This is a genomic window from Yaniella halotolerans DSM 15476 (assembly GCF_000420805.1).
In the GTDB taxonomy this organism is placed as follows: domain Bacteria; phylum Actinomycetota; class Actinomycetes; order Actinomycetales; family Micrococcaceae; genus Yaniella; species Yaniella halotolerans.
Genome location: NZ_ATVQ01000001.1, coordinates 635,595 through 655,846 on the forward strand (window position 1 = coordinate 635,595; position 20,252 = coordinate 655,846).

Below are 20,252 nucleotides of genomic sequence, written 5' to 3' on the forward strand. Positions count from 1 at the left end.
TGTTACTTCCCTGCGAAAGGAACGGTTGTAGCATGCCCATCTCTGCTTACGCCTCTTCGCAGTATGACGGTAATCAACGTTCGGTATAATATGGAGAGGTCCAGCTTGAGTGACTTGTGATCAACGTACTCAATGTCGTTATGGAATTTCTCCTCCCACGAGATATCGTTGCGGCCATTTACTTGCGCCAGACCTGTGATGCCTGGTAGCACTTCGTGGCGGCGCCACTGTTCGTGAGTGTAGAGGGATACGTAGTCTATGAGCAGCGGTCGCGGACCGACGAAGCTCATTTCGCCCTTTAGAACATTCACTAAGGAGGGCAACTCGTCGAGACTCGTTGAGCGCAGTTTTCTACCAAAGTTCGTCATACGAACTTCATCAGTAGTGACGTCATCAGATTCTTCCGAAAAAAGCATGCTTCGAAACTTATAGAGCGTAAACAACTCTCCATTTTTCCCTGGTCGGTGTTGCCGAAAAATCACGGGACGCCCAAGCTTCGTCCTAACAGCAACTGCAACTGCTCCAATCACAGGAGATAACAAGACTAGACCTATACCGGCACCAACAACGTCCAATCCCCGCTTCACACGATCATACGCTTCGCCATGGGTCATTGTGGTTCTCTCCTCAGTGTATCCGCCAAGACTTTTAGCACACGGACCAACTGGTCCTCAGGCATCTGAGAACCGCTCGGCAGCGTAAGCCCCCGTTCGTACAGTCCTTGTGAAACACCAGTTATGGTACCCGCGCTTCCCATAAAAACAGGCTGCATGTGCATCGGTTTCCACAACGGGCGAGATTCTATATTGGCCTGGTCTAGAATCGCTCTCAATTCATCAGAAGAGACCGGAGTGACTGCTGGATCTACGATAATAGATGTCAGCCAATAATTGTCTTCCGCATCATTTCCACCGAAAATCTCGATCCCAGGAACCGTTGCAAAAAACTCTCGATATTTATTGCGCCACATTTCACGGCGTTCGATCATATCATCCAACCGACTCAACTGCGCTCGGCCCAGTGCCGCCAATAGGTTACTCATGCGGTAGTTATAACCGATATCAGTATGTTCATAATGAACTACCGGCTGCCGGGCCTGCGTCGAGAGGTAACGTACTTGCGCAGCAAGATCTTCATCGTCGGTCAACAGCATACCGCCGCCTGAGGTGGTCATAATCTTGTTGCCGTTGAACGAGAGCACGGCTGCTCTTCCAAAAGACCCTGCCTGTTTGCCAGCGTGAGTAGCGCCGAGTGATTCTGCAGCATCCGCCAAAACAGGCACGCCGAATTCACGACAGACGGCTTCAATCGCAGTGTAATCTGCGGCCTTACCCAAGAGATCCACTGGGACGACCGCTGCCGCAGGCGTCCCTTTTTCTACTAGCTCCTGAAGAGCACGTTGAAGAAGTTCGGGATCGATATTGCCGGTGATCGCATCGGAGTCCACGAAGTACGGAGTAGCGCCAGTGTAAGTGATGGCATTCGCTGTGGCGGCAAAGGTCATTGTCGACGTGACGACAATATCGTCGGCTTTTATACCCATTGCCAAAAGACCGAGGTGGATAGCAGCAGTTCCTGAAGCCAGAGCAACTGCGTGGTCAACGCCCACCCTGGCTTTCATCTCTGCTTCGAACGCATCAACATCCGGCCCCAGCGGTGCTATCCACCCTGAACGCATCGCTTCAAGAACATATTGTTCCTCAAGCTCCCCCACGTCCGGTTTCGACATATAGATACGTTCAGTCGACAAGCTTTCCTCCAGTTTCGTGCTCAAGTTTCCCGCACCTATCCAACCAGACATTCTTATCCATGGTTTGAGGCGACAAAGTTTTTACATTTGCATGAGTGATTTTCGAGTGAAATGGCCGATGGTCGTCTTCTCCAAGTCCGAACAGCTCCTCGTGGAGCTTCTCGCCTTCGCGTAAACCAGTGAACTTGATTTCAACGTCCTTGCCAGACATTGCAATCATGCGTGTGGCAATATCCATGATCTTTACCGGTTCGCCCATATCTAGAATAAGGACCTCTCCCGTACTACCGACCGCTCCAGCTTGAATGACCAGCTGACATGCCTCCGGGATCGTCATAAAGTATCTCGTAACGTCCGGATGAGTCACTGTTACCGGCCCACCGCGTTCGATAAGGGTCCTAAACGTAGGAAGCATCGACCCGCGACTCCCAATGACATTTCCGAACCGAACAGAAAGATAAGGCCGCCCTGTCTCTTGCCCCATCCAGGCCGTGAGCTTCTCAGCGACGCGTTTTGAATGTCCGAGCACGCTCGTTGGATTTGCTGCCTTATCCGTACTGATATTGATGAACGTTTCGACATTCACATTTTTCGACGCGTTGAGCACGTTCAAAGTCCCCAGCACATTAGTTTTCCAAGCCTCTTCAGGGTACTGCTCAAGCATAGGTACGTGTTTGAGCGCTGCCGCGTGGTAGACAACTTGGGGTTTACGGTCCTGAAAGACTTTTTCTAATGCATCCGGTTCCCGAATATCAGCAAGCACTACATCTTTAGTATGCAGTAGGCCGTGGCCGACTGCTTCAATTTGTGCCAGCTGGAGTCCTGTTTCATCACGGTCCACCATGATCAGCTCAGCGGGTGCATATTTGAGGAGCTGGTGAGACAGTTCGGATCCGATGGAGCCACCCGCGCCGGTTACAAGTACACGTTTTCCTGCGACGTAACCGGCAATCGACTCCACCTCGGTATCGACTGGTTGCCGCCCGATCAGGTCCTCGATCGAAATATCGCGTAGATCAGAAAGCTGTGTATTACCTTCTAGAAGTTGGTCCAGCAATGGGAGGACTTTTACTGATAAGCCAGCTTCGGCTGATGCATCTGAAATTCGCCGCACCAGATCGGAGTCTGCCCGTCCGATAGCAATGATGAGTTCAGTGGCTCGTGTGTCTTCGGCAACCCTGGCAATGTCTTCGAAGCCGCCCTTGACGTGAACACCTCGGATCTCAAGATTCGAAATTTCTGGGTCATCGTCAAGCAATGCGACTGGCCGATACGGGGAATCTATGTCGGTCTGCATCCGCCGGATGATGGTCTCACCTAGATATCCAGCCCCATAAACTATAGTCCGTGCTGCATTATCTCCAGGGGCGCTTCGGCGTTCTCGCAAGAGTCTAACCATGTAGCGAACGCCCAACATGAGCACCAGGGTGATGGGAGTAGCAATCATCGCGGTGCTTCGTGGGATATCCCAGCCTGCTCCGAAAATAAGAATCAAGATGGTAGCTAAAGCACCTACCAGCACCACGAGATAGGCAATGGTCTTGACTTCCTCGAAGGAACCGTAAGAATGCCGCCCACGGTATATCCCCATGACGAAGCCAATCCCAGCCTGAAGTAGAGCGGCGCCAAAGCCAAACAGTAGCAGGCCGCTCCAAGTCAATTGACTCAGGTCAAATTCGTATCGCAACCAACCGGCGACAACAATGGCTGCCAACCAGACAATCATGTCTACCGTGAGGAAAACCAAACGTATGAGACGTGTGCGAAACCGTCTACTCAAGATGCCTCCACTGAAATATGAGGTTCGGTCTATGGTTTTCATAGGCCACGGGCCCTTAAAAGTACCTGACAATGACCTTAGAGTAACCTGAAAATGCGTGACAGGCCACTAAAACATAAAATGTTTCAAAGTTCAATTATGATCTTGAGATCTACAATCGAAGGTCTACATTTTCAGCGGGCAGAACGCCCTTAATGTCGTATAGAACCGATTTCTCGTCCTTCTGTAGCTCTTGCATATCTATGCTGTTTTTGAAGTCCTCGTGTGCAACCGCGAGGATGACACCATCGTATGAACCGACACTCGGCTTCTCCAGCAGCTCAACACCTAAGTGTTCGCGAGCTTCAGCGGGGTCTGCCCAAGGATCGTATACGTTGACGTCTATACCGTAGTCTTCAAGTTCGGCGATGATATCGATGACCCTGGTATTTCTGAGATCTGGCGTATTTTCTTTGAACGTGAGTCCGAGCATCAGGATTCTCCCACCATTGATCGGCAGACCGCGGTTCGCCATGAGTTTGACCATCTCTGAAGCTACATACGAACCCATACCATCATTGAGGCGACGGCCAGCGAGAATGATCTCTGGATGGTACCCAACAGCTTTAGCCTTGTGCGTGAGATAATACGGGTCCACACCAATGCAGTGGCCGCCCACGAGCCCCGGAGAAAAATTCAGGAAGTTCCACTTCGTACCAGCAGCTTTCAGCACATCACGGGTATCGATTTCTAACCGGTTAAAGAGCACCGCGAGTTCATTGATCAGTGCGATGTTGACGTCACGTTGAGTATTCTCAATGACTTTTGCTGCCTCAGCTACTCGGATAGATGGAGCTTTATGGGTGCCAGCGGTGATGATCTGGCGGTAGAGACTGTCGATGAATTCGGCAGCCTCAGGGGTCGAGCCCGAAGTCACTTTGATGATGTTTGGTAGCGTGTTTTTCTTGTCGCCGGGGTTGATACGTTCGGGGCTGTACCCAACAACGAAGTCTTCATTGAAAGCAAGGCCTGAAGTTTCTTCAAGCACTGGAACACACCGTTCTTCTGTAGCGCCGGGGAAGACAGTGGACTCGAAAATAACCGTGTCGCCAGGCTTGAGCGCAGCACCGATCGATCTCGAGGCCGCGAGGATAGGACCGAGGTCCGGTTCCTTATTCTCATCGATTGGTGTAGGCGCTGTAACGACATAAACGTTGGCTGCTTTTAGATCGTCTGCATTCGCAGAAACTTCCAAGTTTGATTGGATGGCTGCCTTCAAAGCTTCGTCAGATACTTCAAGTGTGCGGTCGTGCCCCTGATTGAGCTGCCCAACACGCTGTTCGTTGATATCAAAGCCAAGAACGTCGAAGTGTTTCGCGAACTCTACGGCTAACGGTAGTCCGACGTATCCTAATCCTAGAACTGCAATTCGGGCTGTGCTTAAGTCAGTCATGAATATCCCCTTTACCAACTCTTATACGGCTCAAGCCGGAGCCACTCAGAAACTTTTCGTGCTCCAGCAACACTCTGCGAACCTGTGGTGCTACCCGGCTCAAGAAGGCTAAAGCACGTCACTCAGGTTATCCTAAGGTTTATTTAGCAAGAGCCTGCGTCATAATATTTCTTTGGCGCACGATTTACAGTGGTCTAACACCGCGCTGTTGTTTGCCACGCTGCCTTCAGAAACGCAGCGTTCTCATACACGATATGCCATGACCATTGCGATGCGGTGAGATCTTGCTCGGAAAAGACCACGTTCACATCAACCTCAGCGTCCATACATTGTTCAAATATGAATCGTGTCCTGAATGCATGGAACGAATCCGTTACCACCGTTACCTTGCCCCACGCATGCTCTTGGGCGAGGTCGCTAATCGCGTGTACCTCACCAATTGTGGCATCTTCTGCCGGGGTAAAGCACATCACCCCATTTTCACTCTCGTCTTCGCAATAACGAGACAGCGGTACACCGTCCTTGGCCGTCATCTGATGGTTCATGGGATCGTGATCGAAGTAGGAGATCAGTAATGTTTCAGCCACATCATCGGAAATGAGTTGTTTTGCCATCGGCAACCGGTTCTGTTGAGGGGCCAAGCTCACGACTACATCGGCCTTGTCGTCGAGAGCACCCTGAGAAGGCAAAACGATGTTCACAGAGGCATACGCGAACCATCCGATGGCCCCAATAATGGCAACGCCAGCAAATATCTTCAGAGCACGGCGCAATGGCCGCCGCGATGATGTATTTCTGCGCAGTTTTGCCGGCATTGTCGCTCAATTCTCTACCGTCGATCTCAGGCGGAATCCGCCTGCAACTATCTTACGTAATGTCAGTTATACACCAATCCCACGCCTCCATGGGATGCCTGCTATTTAGAAAAAACTACAAGTAACCTTTGACAAAATTATGCCTTACCCCGAGGTCAAAACCTGGGTACAGTAATAGTGTGCGTGTACTTCTGACCGGCGGCGCCGGATATATAGGTAGCCATACTGCGGTGGTCCTTCTCGAAGAGGGACATGACGTTGCAGTGCTCGATGACTTGTCCAATAGTCATGTTGAAGCACTGAATCGAGTCGAGCAGCTTACCGGCAAGTCAATCGATTTTCTTGAAGGTGACCTCGCTGATGCGCAACTCGTTCAGCGCTATTTTGATGAGAACAATTTTGACGCTGTCATCCATCTTGCTGGGCTCAAGGCTGTGGGCGAGTCAGTGGAACAGCCCACGCGTTATTACCAGACCAACCTGTCCACGACTTTGACGCTGCTAGATGCCATGCGTAAAAGTGATGTTCAGCGACTTGTCTTCAGCTCGTCCGCCACGGTCTATGGCGACCCGCAGAGTCCTCTTATCTCGGAGGAGCATCCTGTAGGAGCTGGAATTCAGAACCCATACGGGTGGTCCAAACTTATGAATGAACAGATCATTCGAGATACCGCTCGTGCATGGCCTGAACTTTCGGTGGTGAACCTTCGGTATTTCAACCCGGTAGGTGCACACTCTTCTGGCCGTATCGGTGAAGACCCCTCTGGCATCCCGAACAACCTGATGCCTTTCATCTCGCAGGTTGCTGTTGGAAAACGACTTCAATTAGCTGTCTTTGGGCAGGACTACGATACCCGGGACGGGACCGGAGTGCGCGACTATATCCATGTCATGGATTTAGCCGAAGGGCACGTCGCCGCGTTGGCGAAAACGACACCCGGTGTGGAGACGTATAACCTAGGTACCGGTACTGGCACCAGTGTGTTGGAAGCGGTTCAGACTTTCGAACATGTTTCTGGAAAACAGATCCCCTACGAGGTCAAGGCCCGGCGTGAAGGTGACTTAGCAACCGTGATCGCGGATTCACATCGTGCCGGGGAAAAGCTGGGCTGGCAGACTTCTCGAACTTTTGAGGATGCTTGCCGAGATGCGTGGAAGTGGCAAGTGCAGAACCCAGATGGATATGGCCCTTCGCGCTAGCTGCTAGTCACTAAGCACTGCTTTCAAATTTTCTATCTTAGGACTCCGGGACCGCAACGTAGGGTTCCCGCCCACCCCGGCGTAGTACGTAGTACGCCAGCGGGATTAATAACAAGTAGAGCGGAACGGTCATCCAACTGGCAAGCGCCACAGTGTGCTCGATTGAAAAGCCAATCGTACCGCCAATAATATAGCCCGCTGAGACGACCAGCAGGGCTAGAAGTTGCCACCATAGTAGCCACGTTTGGGTCCTGTAGACAGTGAATGTAGTCGCGACCGTAGTGCTCATGAAGCGTGCCCATAATAATGGGAGCAGACTTTGGGCAATCAAACCTGCCACAGCCCAGTTTTCGCCAAAGATCGGTCCAAATAAATACCGGCTTGCCAAGTACAGGACGATGAATACTGGGACCGAAGCCAACGATAGCCCTATGAGCAACCTGAAGAATAACTTCCGTGCCTCCGCAGGGTTCTCTTTCCTCGCTGCACTCTCGCGGAGATACACACGCGAGACACCGGAGAGGATGACATTTAGCGGCAGGCCTACGGCTGCGAGCGCAAAGGAAAACAGCCCCAGGTCATTCGCTGCGTAAAACCACGCCAAGATGACGACCTGACTGTTCCAAGCCATGGTCTCCAACAATGAGTTCGGCGCACCTACCAAGGGAAAATCTCGATACTCTGACACAAGCTTGGTGAGTTTATCTTTCGGTTGGAATCTGTCGAGGGCGTCTTTTACAAATTGCCCTCTGCCTCGGAGGAGAATCCCTATCGCGACGAGTGATTGTGTTACCGCCCCCATGATCAAGCCCAGGACCCCTGCGCCTGCCAAGCCTCCGAGTATCTGTAGCCCACCTGACGACAACTTTTGCGATACGGGTACCCTACTCAGCTGCCGGTACGAACCGTCTCGTGTAGCTACTGCACTGAGAGTCAGTGAAATACCAGAAATCAGCGCGCTCACAGGCACCAGTAGCAACCAGCCACCCAACGTAGCGAAGAAGGCTCCTCCGAAAAAGAAATGCAGGATCAGCGCCACGACAAACAACGCAGACGAAACGACGGTCGAACACACTATGGATAGTCGGAACAGACCATAAACTGTCTTCGCACCCCTGCGGGTTCGCGGTGGTAGGAGAATAGCTGCTTCAAATTTCAGGCCGACAACACTGCCTAGTATTGTGACAAGCGCGGTAAATACTCCAAAGACCCCATAATCAGCGGATGAATAGAGCCGGGTTATCACTGGCATGAGGGCAAAGGAAATGACTTGGCCTGCAGCTGTACCGGTCGCGAGGAGTGCCATTGACCGCAGCATTGTAGGAAAACGTTTCAATGCTTCTCCCTGTCGTTGCGAAGGGCTAACACGACGAAGACTCCAAGACTTTTGCGCATTACGAGACTCCATATCAAACTGCTCTCTTCGCATGATGATTCCGCCATAACTCGCCCGCAGGATGCTTTGCATCATCTCGTGATTTGGCACGCCGCGCGACTAGCAGCGCCATGAACAGAACAGCCCAGGCGGGCCGGAAATTGGAGTATGCGGTCAGCGTCAGGAACATGACGGCTACACCCAACGTTGCGGCAAAGACTGCTTTATTCCGGAATGAAACGATTAAGGCACTAATAATGACGAGCAAAAAGAGCGCGAGTCCAATCAAGCCACCGTCGACGAGGGCTTGGACAAAATGATTATGCATGATCCTGGAATCAAATGGCGCACCATTTGGGCCGTATCCGAGCAACAGGCGCCAATCTGATTGTTCCATAAGTTCGATGCCGGTTCGCCAGATCTCATCGCGAGCACTTCCGCTATCTTCCAGGAGCGCATCAATGGATAACCGCTCACGGACTTCCTCGGGAACGAGAGGTAGTAGAAGCCTTCCTGCAGCAAAGATTCCGATAAAACCGAGAATAGTGACCAATAAAAATTTTCCGAATCCTTGCCCTGCGAATCGGAGTGCTACCGCACAGATCACCACAAAACTAGCGATCGCTCCGGCCCTGGATCCGGTCATGAGCACAATATAAAAGGCTCCCAAGGTGGCGGCCAGCGCGGCTATACGAATAGGTCCTGACTTCTCTAAGGCGGCCTCAACAAAGTATGCAAGTGGCATCAGAAAGTACGCGGAAAATTCGTTGGGATCGGATCCGCCCGAAGGCAGGACAAGATGCGTCCGGTTGCCGAATTCTGCTTGCTCACCAAACACCAAAAAGAGCACCGCTGCGAATACTGCTAAGAGCATCCATGAAAAGCGGATAATACGTAGGTCACTCTCAGTAACCGGGAGCATGGCCATCAGAACCAACGCTCCAATCAAGAGCACCATCCCCAAGGCTACGGTCAGTTGCGAACCTATTCGTGCAGTCCATATGACCGACAGAAAAATCCAAGCAGCGTAAGCTACCCAAAAAACTGCACCCCCCGATAGGTTGAGCACGGCTCGAGTTTGATACAACAAAAACAAGGCAACAGCACAAATCACAAAGGTGATGAGCCGTTGAGCAGACCCAAAAGCCCCCAACTGAAACATCGTCATTGGCAAGGACAGAATAAAAAACGCAATCATCACGCCAGACATACTGATGCGCTGGTCAGCGGAGGGGACGGCCCTTATGTCTAGTCTTTGGTGCACGGCTGCCTCAATGGTTATCTCTCACAGCCGGAGCCTGTATAGAGGGCACTATACGATTCAATGCATCGTTCCCATGAAAAGGCAGCCGCACGCTGCGACGCTTGTTCGCTCAACCGCTCTTGCAAGGAGTGGTCCACTGCCATTCGCTCCATGGCTTCGGTCATGACCTTAATGTCACCGGGTGGCACCAGGATTCCTTCAACACCATCACGCACGATGTCGTTGACGCCGTCGACTGCTGTCACGGCAGCGGGGAGGCCAGCTGCCAAACCTTCGAGCAGGGAAAGTGGGAAGCCTTCGGTCCGTGATGCGGAGACAAAGACATGCTGTGTTTTGAGAATGTCTGGAACATCTGCCCGATTGCCGAGAAGGGTCACATACTTAGATAACCCGAGGTCATCTATCTGCTGCTCGAGTTGCTCATGGAGCGGTCCGCCCCCGACTATGGTGAGTCGGCTCTTAGCATGGAGATCAGGCTGCATCTTCGAAAAAGCAGTGATGAGATCCCCATGCTGCTTCACCGGCAGCAGTGAACCAACCGCGACAAAACGCGTCGTGTCCGAAGCTCGCTGCTGACCTTCTGGTGCTTGGGCAAAACGTCCAAAGTCCACCCCATTGGGGACCAACGGAATATTTGACTCGGGTATCTCAAATGCTGAAGAAGCCGACTCACGAACTGCCCGTGATATCGAAACTGGCGTGAACTTCAACAGCCGCATGAGCCGCTTACTGGCGCCAAGTCGTACACCGGGTTCTGCATGCCCGGCCATACTGTGAAGGGTATGCAGCCGAACTGTGCTCTTCGGTAAGAAGAGGACTCCAAGCGAGACATGCAGCAGAGAACCAATGTTCGTGTGCACGACTTTCGGTTTGAGACGGACCAGTTCTAGTGCGCTTTGCAGAATGGACTGGGTTCGTGAACGGCCGCCAATGGTTTTCACTTCAATCCCAGCGTTGTGTAGTTCTTCTAGCTGGGATTGCTGCACCTGCCCACGCGTGACCAATACGGTAATACGAAACTTCGCTGGGTCAAAACGTACCGCGAGCTCGGCAACAAACTTTTCAGCGCCTCCGGTGAGCAGTGTAGGCGTCGCCAACACCACGCTGATGGGCTCTTTCACACCATCAGTCTGGTTGAGCTTTATGGCTTTTCTAGTTTTCAACGGTTGCCCCTTCCCATACACGCCGGTAGGCGTTCACGACTATCGAGACGTCGTACTCACGCTGGACTTGTTCATACCCTTTTTGGCCCACCGCTGTGCGATAGTCGTCGTCAGTCATAAGCGTGCATAAAGCATCTTGTAACTGGGCTACAGCTCCCGGTTCGACCAGCACTCCCGCACCCTGGGATAACATTTCGGGAATCCCACCCACGGTGGTCGCGACAACCGGTTTACTCAACGACATCGCTTCCAAAATCACATTGGGGAATCCCTCAGAGTAACTAGGTAACACCAACATGTCCGAGTCGCCCAACGTGGCCATCGCTTGATCGTGTGTGACTTCTCCGGTGATCTTCCAGCGTTCCGAAGCGAACCTTGTGGTCAATTCTTCGCGATAGTCTTCTGCTACCCCACCGACAAGCTTCAGCGACCATCCTGGAAACATCGGGGCTAAGCGTTCCCATGCTTCTAAGAGATCTTCTACACCCTTATTTGGCACGACCCAGCCCAGATACAAAATGGTGCGCTCATCAGATGGTTCGCTGTCGATGCCTGCTGCCGGACTAGCCACCGGATTGGCAATGACCTGAGCCGATATATGTGGCCAACGTTTACCGGCTTCTTCGGCACTTCGTTCGTCTAGGACAATTAAGGTATCTATCAGTCGTGCCAGAAGATCCATCAGCGTGCGTTCAAAGCTACGCCTACGCAATATTTTGGGGAGTCTTCCATGGTGCAAATGCAAGACAATGTTTGCTCGTAGGGTTTTGCCTACCAGAGCGACTGCAGTATCTCGTATGAGCGATATGTTGCCACTGGTCGCAATATGGAGTGCTGATGGTTTGCGTACACGGCTGTCTTGCACGAGCCGCTTGACCGTGGTCACAAGGCTACGGAATCCCCCGGTCACTCTTTCCAGCTTTGATTGTCCATCCAGACGTCGGCGTTTGGGACTGGTATTGACGATCCCGTAGTCAATGCCCTGGACCTGAAGTTCTTGGGTAACCAGCGCCGTCCACTGCGTCACCCCACCGATGGGCGGCGCTACCGGTCCGACCAACATGATGTGCGGGTCTGTCTTTGTTTGATTCATAAACATTACTCAGCACCACCCGTGCCCTGACTGGGTGTCAGGTTCCCATTAAATTCAGATGAGGCAACGCTGCCTTCTGCCGTGATGCCGGACTTCTGAAATACCTCTTTGACCGTCAGGAACAGGACTCGAGCGTCCAGCGCAAAGCTCTGGGTCTCTACATACTCGATGTCACGTTCAAACCGATCCGACCACTGGAGAAGGTTCCTCCCACCAACTTGTGCAAGACCGGTAATGCCAGGCCGCACCTCGTGTCGTCTCCGTTGACGGTCGTCGTAGCGTTCTAAGTAACGAACGTGCAGGGGCCTGGGTCCAACAAGGCTCATCTCTCCCCTCAGGACATTCCAGAGTGAGGGCAACTCGTCCAAGCTTGTTGCCCGCAGTTTCTTCCCAAAGGGTGTTATGCGATCCTCATTTGAGACCAAGCCCGCTGCTTCATCGATGTCTCGCATGCTGCGGAATTTATACAGCGTGAAAATTTTCTCGTCTTTTCCAGGGCGCTCCTGTTTAAAGATCACGGGTGAACCCAACTTGGCCTTTACCGCGAGGCTTACGCCCGCAATAACTGGCGACAAGACGACCAGCCCAAGTCCTGCACCAACGATGTCTATGATGCGCTTGGTGGAGGCATAATTTTTCTTGCGCGAATTCATGAGTTCTCTACCCTCTTTCCCCTACAAGAGCTTCCCCACGGCTGACGGTTTTGTCTTCAGCATCTCGTCTTCGTCGGATCCCTTTCCGCAAATGGTGGGTCGAGGCATGGGAACGTATGTAGTTCACGACTCGGCGTGAAGAATCAGTAATGCGGTAATCATCGGGCACAGTAGCGGGCCCATTTGTGTGGAACTGTTCAATCGCCATGCGAACCGCATCGACCACATCGTCTCGGTCCAGACCGGTAATGAGAATAGCTCCTGTATCAACAGCTTCTGGCCGCTCGATCGCATCACGTAGCGTCACCGCTGGGAAACCTAGCAGCGAGGATTCTTCTGCGATGGTTCCAGAGTCTGAAATCACACAGCGCGCATTGAGCTGCAGCTTGTTGTAATCGTGAAAACCTAATGGGTCGTGAAGTCGAATATCTCCGTTGACCACCATTTCAAAGTCTTCAAGACGTTTCCGAGTCCTCGGATGCGTGGAGACCAGCAGTGGCAAGTCTTGGTCCAGTGCCACCTCCTGCAGTGATGCAACGACTTGTTCCAGCCGTTCTTTGAGATCAACATTTTCTTCGCGATGCACACTGGCCAGAAGATACTTGCCTTCTTCGAGACCAAGTCTGGCCAGGACATCTGAGGAATCAATCTGTTCACGATAGGTGTTCAGCACTTCTGTGATGGGTGACCCCATCACCATCACATCCTGCGGTGCGATTCCCTCGGCCAAGAGGTTTCGGCGCGAATGCTCGGTGTACGCCAGATTGTAATCGCTGACGTGATCGACCAGGTGGCGATTGATTTCTTCTGGAACGTTTGGATCGAACGAGCGGTTGCCGGCCTCCAGGTGGAAAACCGGTATCTTGAGTCGTTTCGCCATAATGGCGGAGATACAACTATTGGTGTCCCCCAGGACCACCATGGCATCGGGCTGCTCTTGCAGGATGACTCGCTCGGTACCCCGAAGGACATCCCCCAAGACGGACCCCAGTGAAGTGGTCTCTACCTCCAAAAAATGATCTGGTGCAGGAAGCCCAAGATCTTCAAAAAAGACTTGGTTCAGGGTGTAATCGTAGTTTTGACCGGTATGCACCAGCACGTGGTCTGTCGCAGTTTCAAGGCGTCGGATAACACAGGCCAGTCGAATGATTTCTGGCCTGGTTCCGACAACCGTCATAACTTTAAGCTGCTTGTGCATGTGACAGGCTCCGTAATCGTATCTGGTTGTTCCGGGTCAAAAATGTCGTTTGTCCAAAAGGCGGTATAGAGCATCCCGGTGCCGACATTCGAAATACTGTGCGTATATAGCGTTGGCATATCAACGCTCAACGGTTCGTTGCCCGATACTCGGTAGGTGAAGACTTGATCGTCGAAGAGTCTTCGAAGTTTGATCTCTGCTTCACCTGCTAGGACGGTAAAGCGCTCTACTTTGCGCCGGTGGTAGTGGTCTCCCCGAGTAATGCCCGGCGCAGTTGTCGAGAACGAGGTTTGGCCGGTGCCTCCGTGTGAGCGAAGGATTTCGAAGAAGTCTCCGCGATGATCTGCGTGACGTTGAATAGCGATCGGGGTGTGTGCCGGAAAGGTATACGACCGGTAAGTGTTGAAGAGGTCTCGGCGAAATGCTGTCGCCAGGTCGGGGATTTCTCCGTGTGCGTAGACTTCAGCGAACTCTTCGAGCAGATCTTTGATGCCTGAGACCGATTCCCACTGCGATAAGGCAACCATTTTGTCTACCGGTGTGTAGCCCAGTAGGACGTCTGCAGCATGTTGTGCATGGAGCAGTTGTAACTCACGGTCCTGTTGGATTTCGGCTGGTTGGCCAGTGGCAATGAGATGACTAAAGGTGGCCACCACGGAGTTGTAAAACGGACGTCCATATTCGCCAAAGAGGTTTGGCAATACGATGTTTTCAAACCTCAGCCCCAGTGTTTGCGCGGTGGCTGCAAGTATTTCAGCGGCCTGGTATTTTGCTGCTCCGTAGTTGGTGCCCGTGATGATCTGAATGCTATTGGCATACACGATTCTTGTCGGCGGCTGTTGGAGTCCCTCAAGAGTGGCGGCTAGCTGGTTGGCGAACAGTATATTTCCGGCTGTGACTTCCTCATCGGTTCCCCGATTGACGGCCGCCAGGTGGATGACCGCATCGGTTGCTTCCATGGCGGCTTGAGCCTGGTCCAGATCGAATGCGTTGCCCAGTGGGATGCTCACGGTTTGGATTCCGTAGTCCAGGGCTGCTGCACGGAGGTGGAATCCGAGAAAGCCGCCTGCTCCGGTCATGGCGATGGTTGTCATGAGGCTTTCCGTTCTAGTGGGGCCAGGCCCGCTGCTTGTAGTTCTGCGCGGACTCCTGGGAGCGTGAGGAGGAGGTCTTCTGTCTCTGCCACGCTCATGCGTTCTACCGTGTGCGAGTCATAGTCTTGGAAGAAATGTTGTGTTCGGTCGCCTTCTTCGAAATACAGCTCGTAGTTGAGTTCTCGATTATCAGCGGGGATACGGAAGTATTCACCGTGGTCTTGGGCTCTAGCTAGTTCTTCTCTGCTGGCCAAGGCTTCAGACACTTTCTCTGCGTGCCGGGTACCAATGACGTCGACACTGGCTCTTGAGGCGAAGAGGTTGATGAGTGCTTGTGCGAGATCGCCGATGGTGCAGGCTTTTGCTTTGCGGATGAAAAGATCGCCCTGTTGAGCGTTATGGAATGCATATTCGACCAACGAAACGGAATCATCAAGTGACATCATGAATCGAGTCATGTCCGGGTTCGTGACCGTCAGGTTTTTGCTTGCTTTGAGCTGTTGAATAAACAACGGGATGACTGAGCCGCGCGAGTACATAACGTTGCCGTACCGGACGCACGACACGACCGTCTCGGAGGTTCGGTTATTGAGGCCAAAAGCCACTGCGAGTTTTTCCATCATGGCTTTACTCATGCCCATGGCATTCACAGGATAGACCGCTTTATCGGTTGAGAGACAGACAACGGATGAGACGTCTGCATAGTCGGCGGCCCTGAGTACGTTTTCGGAACCAAGGACATTGGTTCGTACCGCTTCCAGCGGGAAGAATTCACATGATGGCACTTGTTTGAGTGCGGCTGCGTGAAAGACGTAGTCCACAGATTTCATGGCGCGCTCGACGCTGGTGTATTCCCGGACATCGCCGAGGTAAAATCTCAAACGGTCATCATTGAGGTCGTGCCGCATCTGGTCCTGTTTTGCTTCATCACGGCTCAAGATCCGAATTTCTTGTATATCTCCACGCTCAAGTAAGGCACTGGCTACGGTATTTCCAAATGAGCCTGTCCCACCGGTGATGAGTACAGTACTGTGCGAGGTCATGACGACTCCTTCAAAGGTGTAGGTGTGAGTGCACCATGTGTTGTCTGTTGCAAAATCGATTCGATTTGGTTCATTGCAGAGGCTTGCGACATGTGTTCGAGATACAACTTGCGGGCGTTGGCACCCATCTGTGCTCGCTCGGCTCGTGTCATAGCCTGCGCCTTCTTGAAGGCCCTAAATATCGACTCAACATTTTCGGGTTCTGCCACAATCCCGGCCTGATGATCAGTGATAAGCTGCGCCACATCGCCTTGCACCGTCGTAATGACTGGCACTCCGGCAGCCAGGCTGGCTTGCAGTTTCGAGGGAATCGTCGCCCGGAAAATGGGAAGGTCTTTGAGCGTGACCAGTTGGAAATCTGCTTTGAGATACTTGTCCGCGACCTCGGTTTTGGACAGTCTGCCCAGGAATCGAATATTTGATGCACCGTGGGCAGCCTCGCGGAGGCTTTGTTCCTGGTTGCCACCGCCGGCAAGTTCCAAGCTGAAATCCTGATCCTCTTGAAACCTGCGGGCGGCAGCGATAACGGTTTCAAGGTCTTGGAAGGCGCCCAGGTTGCCGGCATACAGTAGGTTCAAGCCACCATCAGAAAATGCGGCACTGTCTTTTACCCGGATCGAGGATTCGACCGCCCAGTTATACACCACCGAGCATCGATCTGGATCATTGCCGCGGTCGACCAGCACGTTTTTCATACCCGGTGAGATGGCGATATTCCCGGCAGCGTTGCCGTATAAGCGTTTCAGCCACGGCTTCAGCAGTGCATCGATACGTTTGACGAGACCACCGTTGACCATGCCGGAGTCTGTGACTGACTCCGGCCAGAGATCTTGCACGTGCACGATATACGGGATGCCTAGCAGTTTCTGCCATATTTGTGCGGGGATTGCTGCCGTGGCGGGAGTGCCATATACATACACAACGTCAGCGTCTTTGATCTTCGAGGTGACCGTCAGAGCGCTCAAACTAAACGTTAGAAAGTTCGCAATGCGTTCGAGTGCTTTGCGTGAGTAATTGGTTATCAAGGGCACTCGGTGCACGGTTATTCCGTCGATTTCTTCGGTGAACCGGAAGCGTTGTTTATATCCCGAGTACAGTTTCCCTTCGGGCCGGTTTGGGTACCCTGTCACAACGCGCACGCTATACCCACGCCCGTCCAGTTCGCGCGCGATCGTGGAGGCAATGCGTTGAGGCTCGGGGGTGTAGAACTGTGAGAGCACCACAACTTGCTTTTTCTGCCGCTTGTGTTTCATTACTGTTGCGCCCTTTCAATCTGGGAAACCGTAGTGACCTTGGTAATGCGATCCACGAAGTGCACGACCTGATCCACTGCATCTGTAAGCACTTTCGCCGAACGTTCATACGCGCGATTCGATCTGCCATAGGGATCCTCAGCGTCGTAGAGATCCTCCGGGTAGAGGCGGGGTACGACACCGCGCATGCGCGTCACCAGATGCATAAACGCGGCTTCAATACCTGGCTGATGCTGCATGCACCGGGTGAGTTCTGGTTCGCTGATGTGTGACACGATGTGTGCGAGTTCGTGCAGGGTAAATGCGCGTCGCACAGCTGGTGGGTAAAGCTTGACCGCGGCTCCACGATGTTGCCGTGACATCCCGAGGATGAGGTCGCTTGCCGCCACCATGTCTTCGGTTAGCGTGCGTGCCCGATAGTCGTGGGCATCGTGGAAACCCATGCGGGTGGCGATCCGTTGGGTCTCTTCCGGTATACGATCGCCGACTAAGGGCGAAGTACCGGCGCTGTGAACTCGAAAAATCGCAGGATCCAGTCGCTCCGCTAACAGTTGGGCAACGAGCGGAGATCGGCAAACGTTTCCGGTGCAGAGCGTGAGGATACAAATCATGATTGGGACCTCAAGCTGCGAGCGCGAGCACGGTAGGGAGTACGTTCGGGAGCTGCAACAGATGCACCGTAGATCGCCGAAGACGCTTGTACTTCTCTGTTGGCGATGTAGCCGAGCAGTCGACTCTCAACAGAACGCAGGGCTTCCAAGGCATCTTCTACTTGACGCCATTTTGTGCGACCAACGCAAACCACCAGGAGCGTCCCCAGGGTGAGCGTTGAAACCACCGCAGCATCAGTTACCGGCAAAATTGGTGAGGTATCGATCAGCACATAATCTGAAGTTTCCTCGAGCCGGCGCACCACGTTCCCCATAGCTTCGGATCCCAGGAGTTCGCTGGGGTTTGGTGGGATTTGCCCTGCAGGTAAGACCTTGAGGTTGTGCAGCCCCCATGGTTGGAGTACGTCCTCAAGTTTGATGTGGTCAATGAGCACGTCACTGAGTCCCGCAGAGCCCTCGATCCCCATGACCTGCGCGATGCGAGGTTTACGCAAATCAGCATCGATCAGTGTCACCCGTGCTCCTGATTCGGCGAGCACCACCGCAAGATTGGCCACGGTATGGCTTTTTCCTTCGCCCGGCAGTGCGCTGGAGACCATGAACGTTCCACAGCGTTCCCCTGGACTCAAAAACTTCAAATTCGTCCGGAGAATTCGGAACGCCTCTGCACGCTGCGAACGCCGATCCTCGTGGACCACAAGTGGTTGCGCCTCTATCTGCTGCTCTTCAGGAATGCGCCCGAGTACTGGCAGATCAGAAAAGGCTTCAAGGTCTCGGGCTGAGTGAATGCGAGTATCTAAGACATCCCGAAGGATAGCTAAACCGATGCCGGCGAGGAACCCGATAAACACTCCGAGTATGCCGTTTCTGACGAAATACGAGCCGTTATGTTGTTCTGGCGTGGGGGCTGCATCCACGGTGCGAACGAGTACCGGGCTATTAGAGCTTTCACTGTTGGTCTCTAGGTCGCCCTCTACCACCTCGGCGAACACACGGCCCGTCGTTTTCGCAATATTGGCAGCGACATCGGCACGCACGTGGGTAGCGGTGATGTTTAGCAGGACCGAGTCTGTAGGCGAAGAGACCTCAAGAATCCTGCGGAGTTCATCAGTACTCATATTCAGTTGTAACTCGTCGATCACCTCGTCCAGTACCAAGGACGTCGTGACGATATCCGTATAACTCGTCATCGCAGACTGCGCGAAGTTTGCCCCCTGCAAGAGATCACCTGTGGCACCGGTATTGGCACTACGAACCGAAATGTACAGCGTGGTGGTCGTTTCATACACTGGAGTTTTTTGAGCTGACACGGTGAGCGCGACGAGTAGACCGAGCACTGGGGCAGCAACAACGATGAGCCAGTGCTTGGCAAGTATCCGCCTGTATTCGAAGAAGCGGTCTCTTCTCAGGTGCGTCTCAGTAGCCGTGTTCACAAGTATTCTTCTCCAAAATAGTGATGCTTAGATCGTGTGCCACAGCAACGGTTGCTGGCGAGCAGGGACCGGGGTCTTGGTAGTGTTCGCGGGTTCAAAGCCGATAATGCCTTCGTGCTTGGCACCTAAGAAGTCATGCTGATAGGTGTTCCAGCCTGTGCGAGGTTCGATGCCCAGGGTTGAAGCGACCATGAAATGCGGGATGTCGGCTCCGGCGATGTGGCAGAACGGATATCCGCCGCCAAAGCGCGGGTTGATATCGATCACGTGAGGGGTGCCGTCTTCAGTGACGATCACGTCAACGTCAATAGTTCCGCGAATGCCCAGTGCTGCGTTGAGCGCTTTGGCAACACCTCGAAATTGATCCGTAGGGACGGTAATAGCCGCAGATGTTTCGCCGTGGCGCATCCGCATTTTGCGACGTCCGAGGATGCCTTCAACTGAACCGCCTCGGACCGGCGTGACAATATCAAGGCCGTACTCGATACCACCTAGGTCCTGTTGGAGCACCAGTCCGTCGAGCCGTGCAGGGTCTTGTTCAATCAACTCGACACCTCGAGTATTGAGCCACTGATGCGCCTGTTCTTGGCCGAAACGCAGTAGACCTGATGAACCACTGCCCAACCGATCTTTGATGATCAAATCCGAGGAACTCTCGATGAGTTCGAGAGCACCAACTGCATCCGAAAGTGGCACAGTCTTGGGGGTGGGCACCCCTACGCTGCGCAGGGCACGATACGTAGCCAATTTGTCGGCCACGACAATCTGGGCACTGGCATCCAAAATTGGAACGACGATGCCTCGGGAACGAAGTTCGTCACCAATTGATTGCGACAGCACCGTGATTTCATGATCATTCAGCGAAATGAACAGATCCGGTTGTAGCTCGTCAATCAACTCCAAGAGACGACCCTGGTAAGCCGCATCGGTGAAAGCCGGGATGTGAAAATGTCGGTCAGCTGCCGCGGCTGCAGCAGCACCTGGATCATTGTCCAGGACATACACTTCGCCGGGAATGTCTGCTTGTTGGAGTGCTTCTTTGAACCATTGCACCAGGTAGACTCTTCGACCGGCCGAACTAATGATGATCCGCATC

At 53.0% G+C, this 20,252-nt stretch carries 18 protein-coding genes; 1 reads left to right on the forward strand and 17 read right to left on the reverse strand.

The window, feature by feature from the left end; genetic code table 11:
- Positions 1–2 precede the first annotated feature (2 nt).
- The 5 genes from G583_RS0103010 to G583_RS16175 form a co-directional block, all read right to left on the reverse strand.
- Positions 3–614, reverse strand: a complete 612-nt coding sequence (locus tag G583_RS0103010; RefSeq protein ID WP_022869718.1) for a sugar transferase — start codon at positions 612–614, stop codon at positions 3–5.
- On the reverse strand, positions 611–1,774 hold the full coding sequence (locus G583_RS0103015; RefSeq protein WP_245540563.1) for a DegT/DnrJ/EryC1/StrS family aminotransferase: 1,164 nt from the start codon (positions 1,772–1,774) through the stop codon (positions 611–613). The genes G583_RS0103010 and G583_RS0103015 overlap by 4 nt, the downstream gene beginning before the upstream one ends.
- On the reverse strand, positions 1,740–3,530 hold the full coding sequence (locus G583_RS0103020) for a polysaccharide biosynthesis protein (RefSeq protein ID WP_245540564.1): 1,791 nt from the start codon (positions 3,528–3,530) through the stop codon (positions 1,740–1,742). The genes G583_RS0103015 and G583_RS0103020 overlap by 35 nt, the downstream gene beginning before the upstream one ends.
- Positions 3,531–3,681: 151 nt before the next feature.
- The gene (locus G583_RS0103025; protein ID WP_022869721.1) at positions 3,682–4,962 is read right to left on the reverse strand and encodes a nucleotide sugar dehydrogenase; all 1,281 of its coding nucleotides are present in this window, start codon (positions 4,960–4,962) and stop codon (positions 3,682–3,684) included.
- A gap of 194 nt (positions 4,963–5,156) precedes the next feature.
- Positions 5,157–5,777, reverse strand: coding sequence for a YdcF family protein (locus G583_RS16175; RefSeq protein ID WP_022869722.1), 621 nt, complete (start codon positions 5,775–5,777; stop codon positions 5,157–5,159).
- Positions 5,778–5,956: 179 nt separating this feature from the next.
- Here G583_RS16175 and galE point away from each other — a divergent pair, with 179 nt between their 5' ends.
- Entirely contained in the window at positions 5,957–6,976 is a 1,020-nt protein-coding gene (gene galE, locus G583_RS0103035) for a UDP-glucose 4-epimerase GalE (RefSeq protein ID WP_022869723.1), read from the forward strand.
- A 37-nt stretch (positions 6,977–7,013) separates the two neighbouring features.
- On the opposite strand, the gene G583_RS0103040 is transcribed toward galE, so the two are convergent.
- The 12 genes from G583_RS0103040 to G583_RS0103095 all read right to left on the reverse strand — a co-directional run bounded on the left by G583_RS0103040 (position 7,014) and on the right by G583_RS0103095 (position 20,251).
- Positions 7,014–8,282 (reverse strand): oligosaccharide flippase family protein, encoded by a 1,269-nt coding sequence (locus G583_RS0103040; RefSeq protein WP_169558758.1) that lies wholly within the window; start codon positions 8,280–8,282, stop codon positions 7,014–7,016.
- Between the two features lie 103 nt (positions 8,283–8,385).
- Positions 8,386–9,549, reverse strand: a complete 1,164-nt coding sequence (locus G583_RS0103045; protein ID WP_022869725.1) for an O-antigen ligase family protein — start codon at positions 9,547–9,549, stop codon at positions 8,386–8,388.
- Between the two features lie 80 nt (positions 9,550–9,629).
- Positions 9,630–10,736, reverse strand: a complete 1,107-nt coding sequence (locus tag G583_RS16180) for a glycosyltransferase (RefSeq protein WP_169558760.1) — start codon at positions 10,734–10,736, stop codon at positions 9,630–9,632.
- A 31-nt stretch (positions 10,737–10,767) separates the two neighbouring features.
- Entirely contained in the window at positions 10,768–11,871 is a 1,104-nt protein-coding gene (locus G583_RS16185; RefSeq protein ID WP_169558761.1) for a glycosyltransferase family 4 protein, read from the reverse strand.
- A gap of 5 nt (positions 11,872–11,876) precedes the next feature.
- A complete protein-coding gene (locus G583_RS0103060; RefSeq protein ID WP_022869728.1) occupies positions 11,877–12,524 on the reverse strand; it encodes a sugar transferase in 648 nt (215 codons plus the stop codon).
- 7 nt (positions 12,525–12,531) lie between these two features.
- Complete coding sequence (gene wecB / locus G583_RS13960) at positions 12,532–13,722, reverse strand: non-hydrolyzing UDP-N-acetylglucosamine 2-epimerase (RefSeq protein ID WP_051129592.1); 1,191 nt, start codon at positions 13,720–13,722, stop codon at positions 12,532–12,534.
- Positions 13,698–14,816 carry a polysaccharide biosynthesis C-terminal domain-containing protein gene (locus G583_RS0103070; protein ID WP_022869730.1) on the reverse strand — a complete coding sequence of 373 codons (1,119 nt, stop codon included), beginning with the start codon at positions 14,814–14,816 and terminating at the stop codon, positions 13,698–13,700. Before G583_RS0103070 ends, wecB begins: the two co-directional genes overlap by 25 nt.
- Positions 14,813–15,859 (reverse strand): polysaccharide biosynthesis protein, encoded by a 1,047-nt coding sequence (locus G583_RS0103075; protein ID WP_022869731.1) that lies wholly within the window; start codon positions 15,857–15,859, stop codon positions 14,813–14,815. The genes G583_RS0103070 and G583_RS0103075 overlap by 4 nt, the downstream gene beginning before the upstream one ends.
- The gene (locus G583_RS0103080; protein WP_022869732.1) at positions 15,856–17,112 is read right to left on the reverse strand and encodes a glycosyltransferase family 4 protein; all 1,257 of its coding nucleotides are present in this window, start codon (positions 17,110–17,112) and stop codon (positions 15,856–15,858) included. The genes G583_RS0103075 and G583_RS0103080 overlap by 4 nt, the downstream gene beginning before the upstream one ends.
- Positions 17,112–17,723 (reverse strand): arsenate reductase/protein-tyrosine-phosphatase family protein, encoded by a 612-nt coding sequence (locus G583_RS16190; RefSeq protein ID WP_022869733.1) that lies wholly within the window; start codon positions 17,721–17,723, stop codon positions 17,112–17,114. The genes G583_RS0103080 and G583_RS16190 overlap by 1 nt, the downstream gene beginning before the upstream one ends.
- Positions 17,720–19,156 (reverse strand): polysaccharide biosynthesis tyrosine autokinase, encoded by a 1,437-nt coding sequence (locus G583_RS13970; protein ID WP_022869734.1) that lies wholly within the window; start codon positions 19,154–19,156, stop codon positions 17,720–17,722. The genes G583_RS16190 and G583_RS13970 overlap by 4 nt, the downstream gene beginning before the upstream one ends.
- A 27-nt stretch (positions 19,157–19,183) precedes the next feature.
- A complete protein-coding gene (locus G583_RS0103095) occupies positions 19,184–20,251 on the reverse strand; it encodes an ATP-grasp domain-containing protein (RefSeq protein ID WP_022869735.1) in 1,068 nt (355 codons plus the stop codon).
- Between the last annotated feature and the right edge of the window lies 1 nt (position 20,252).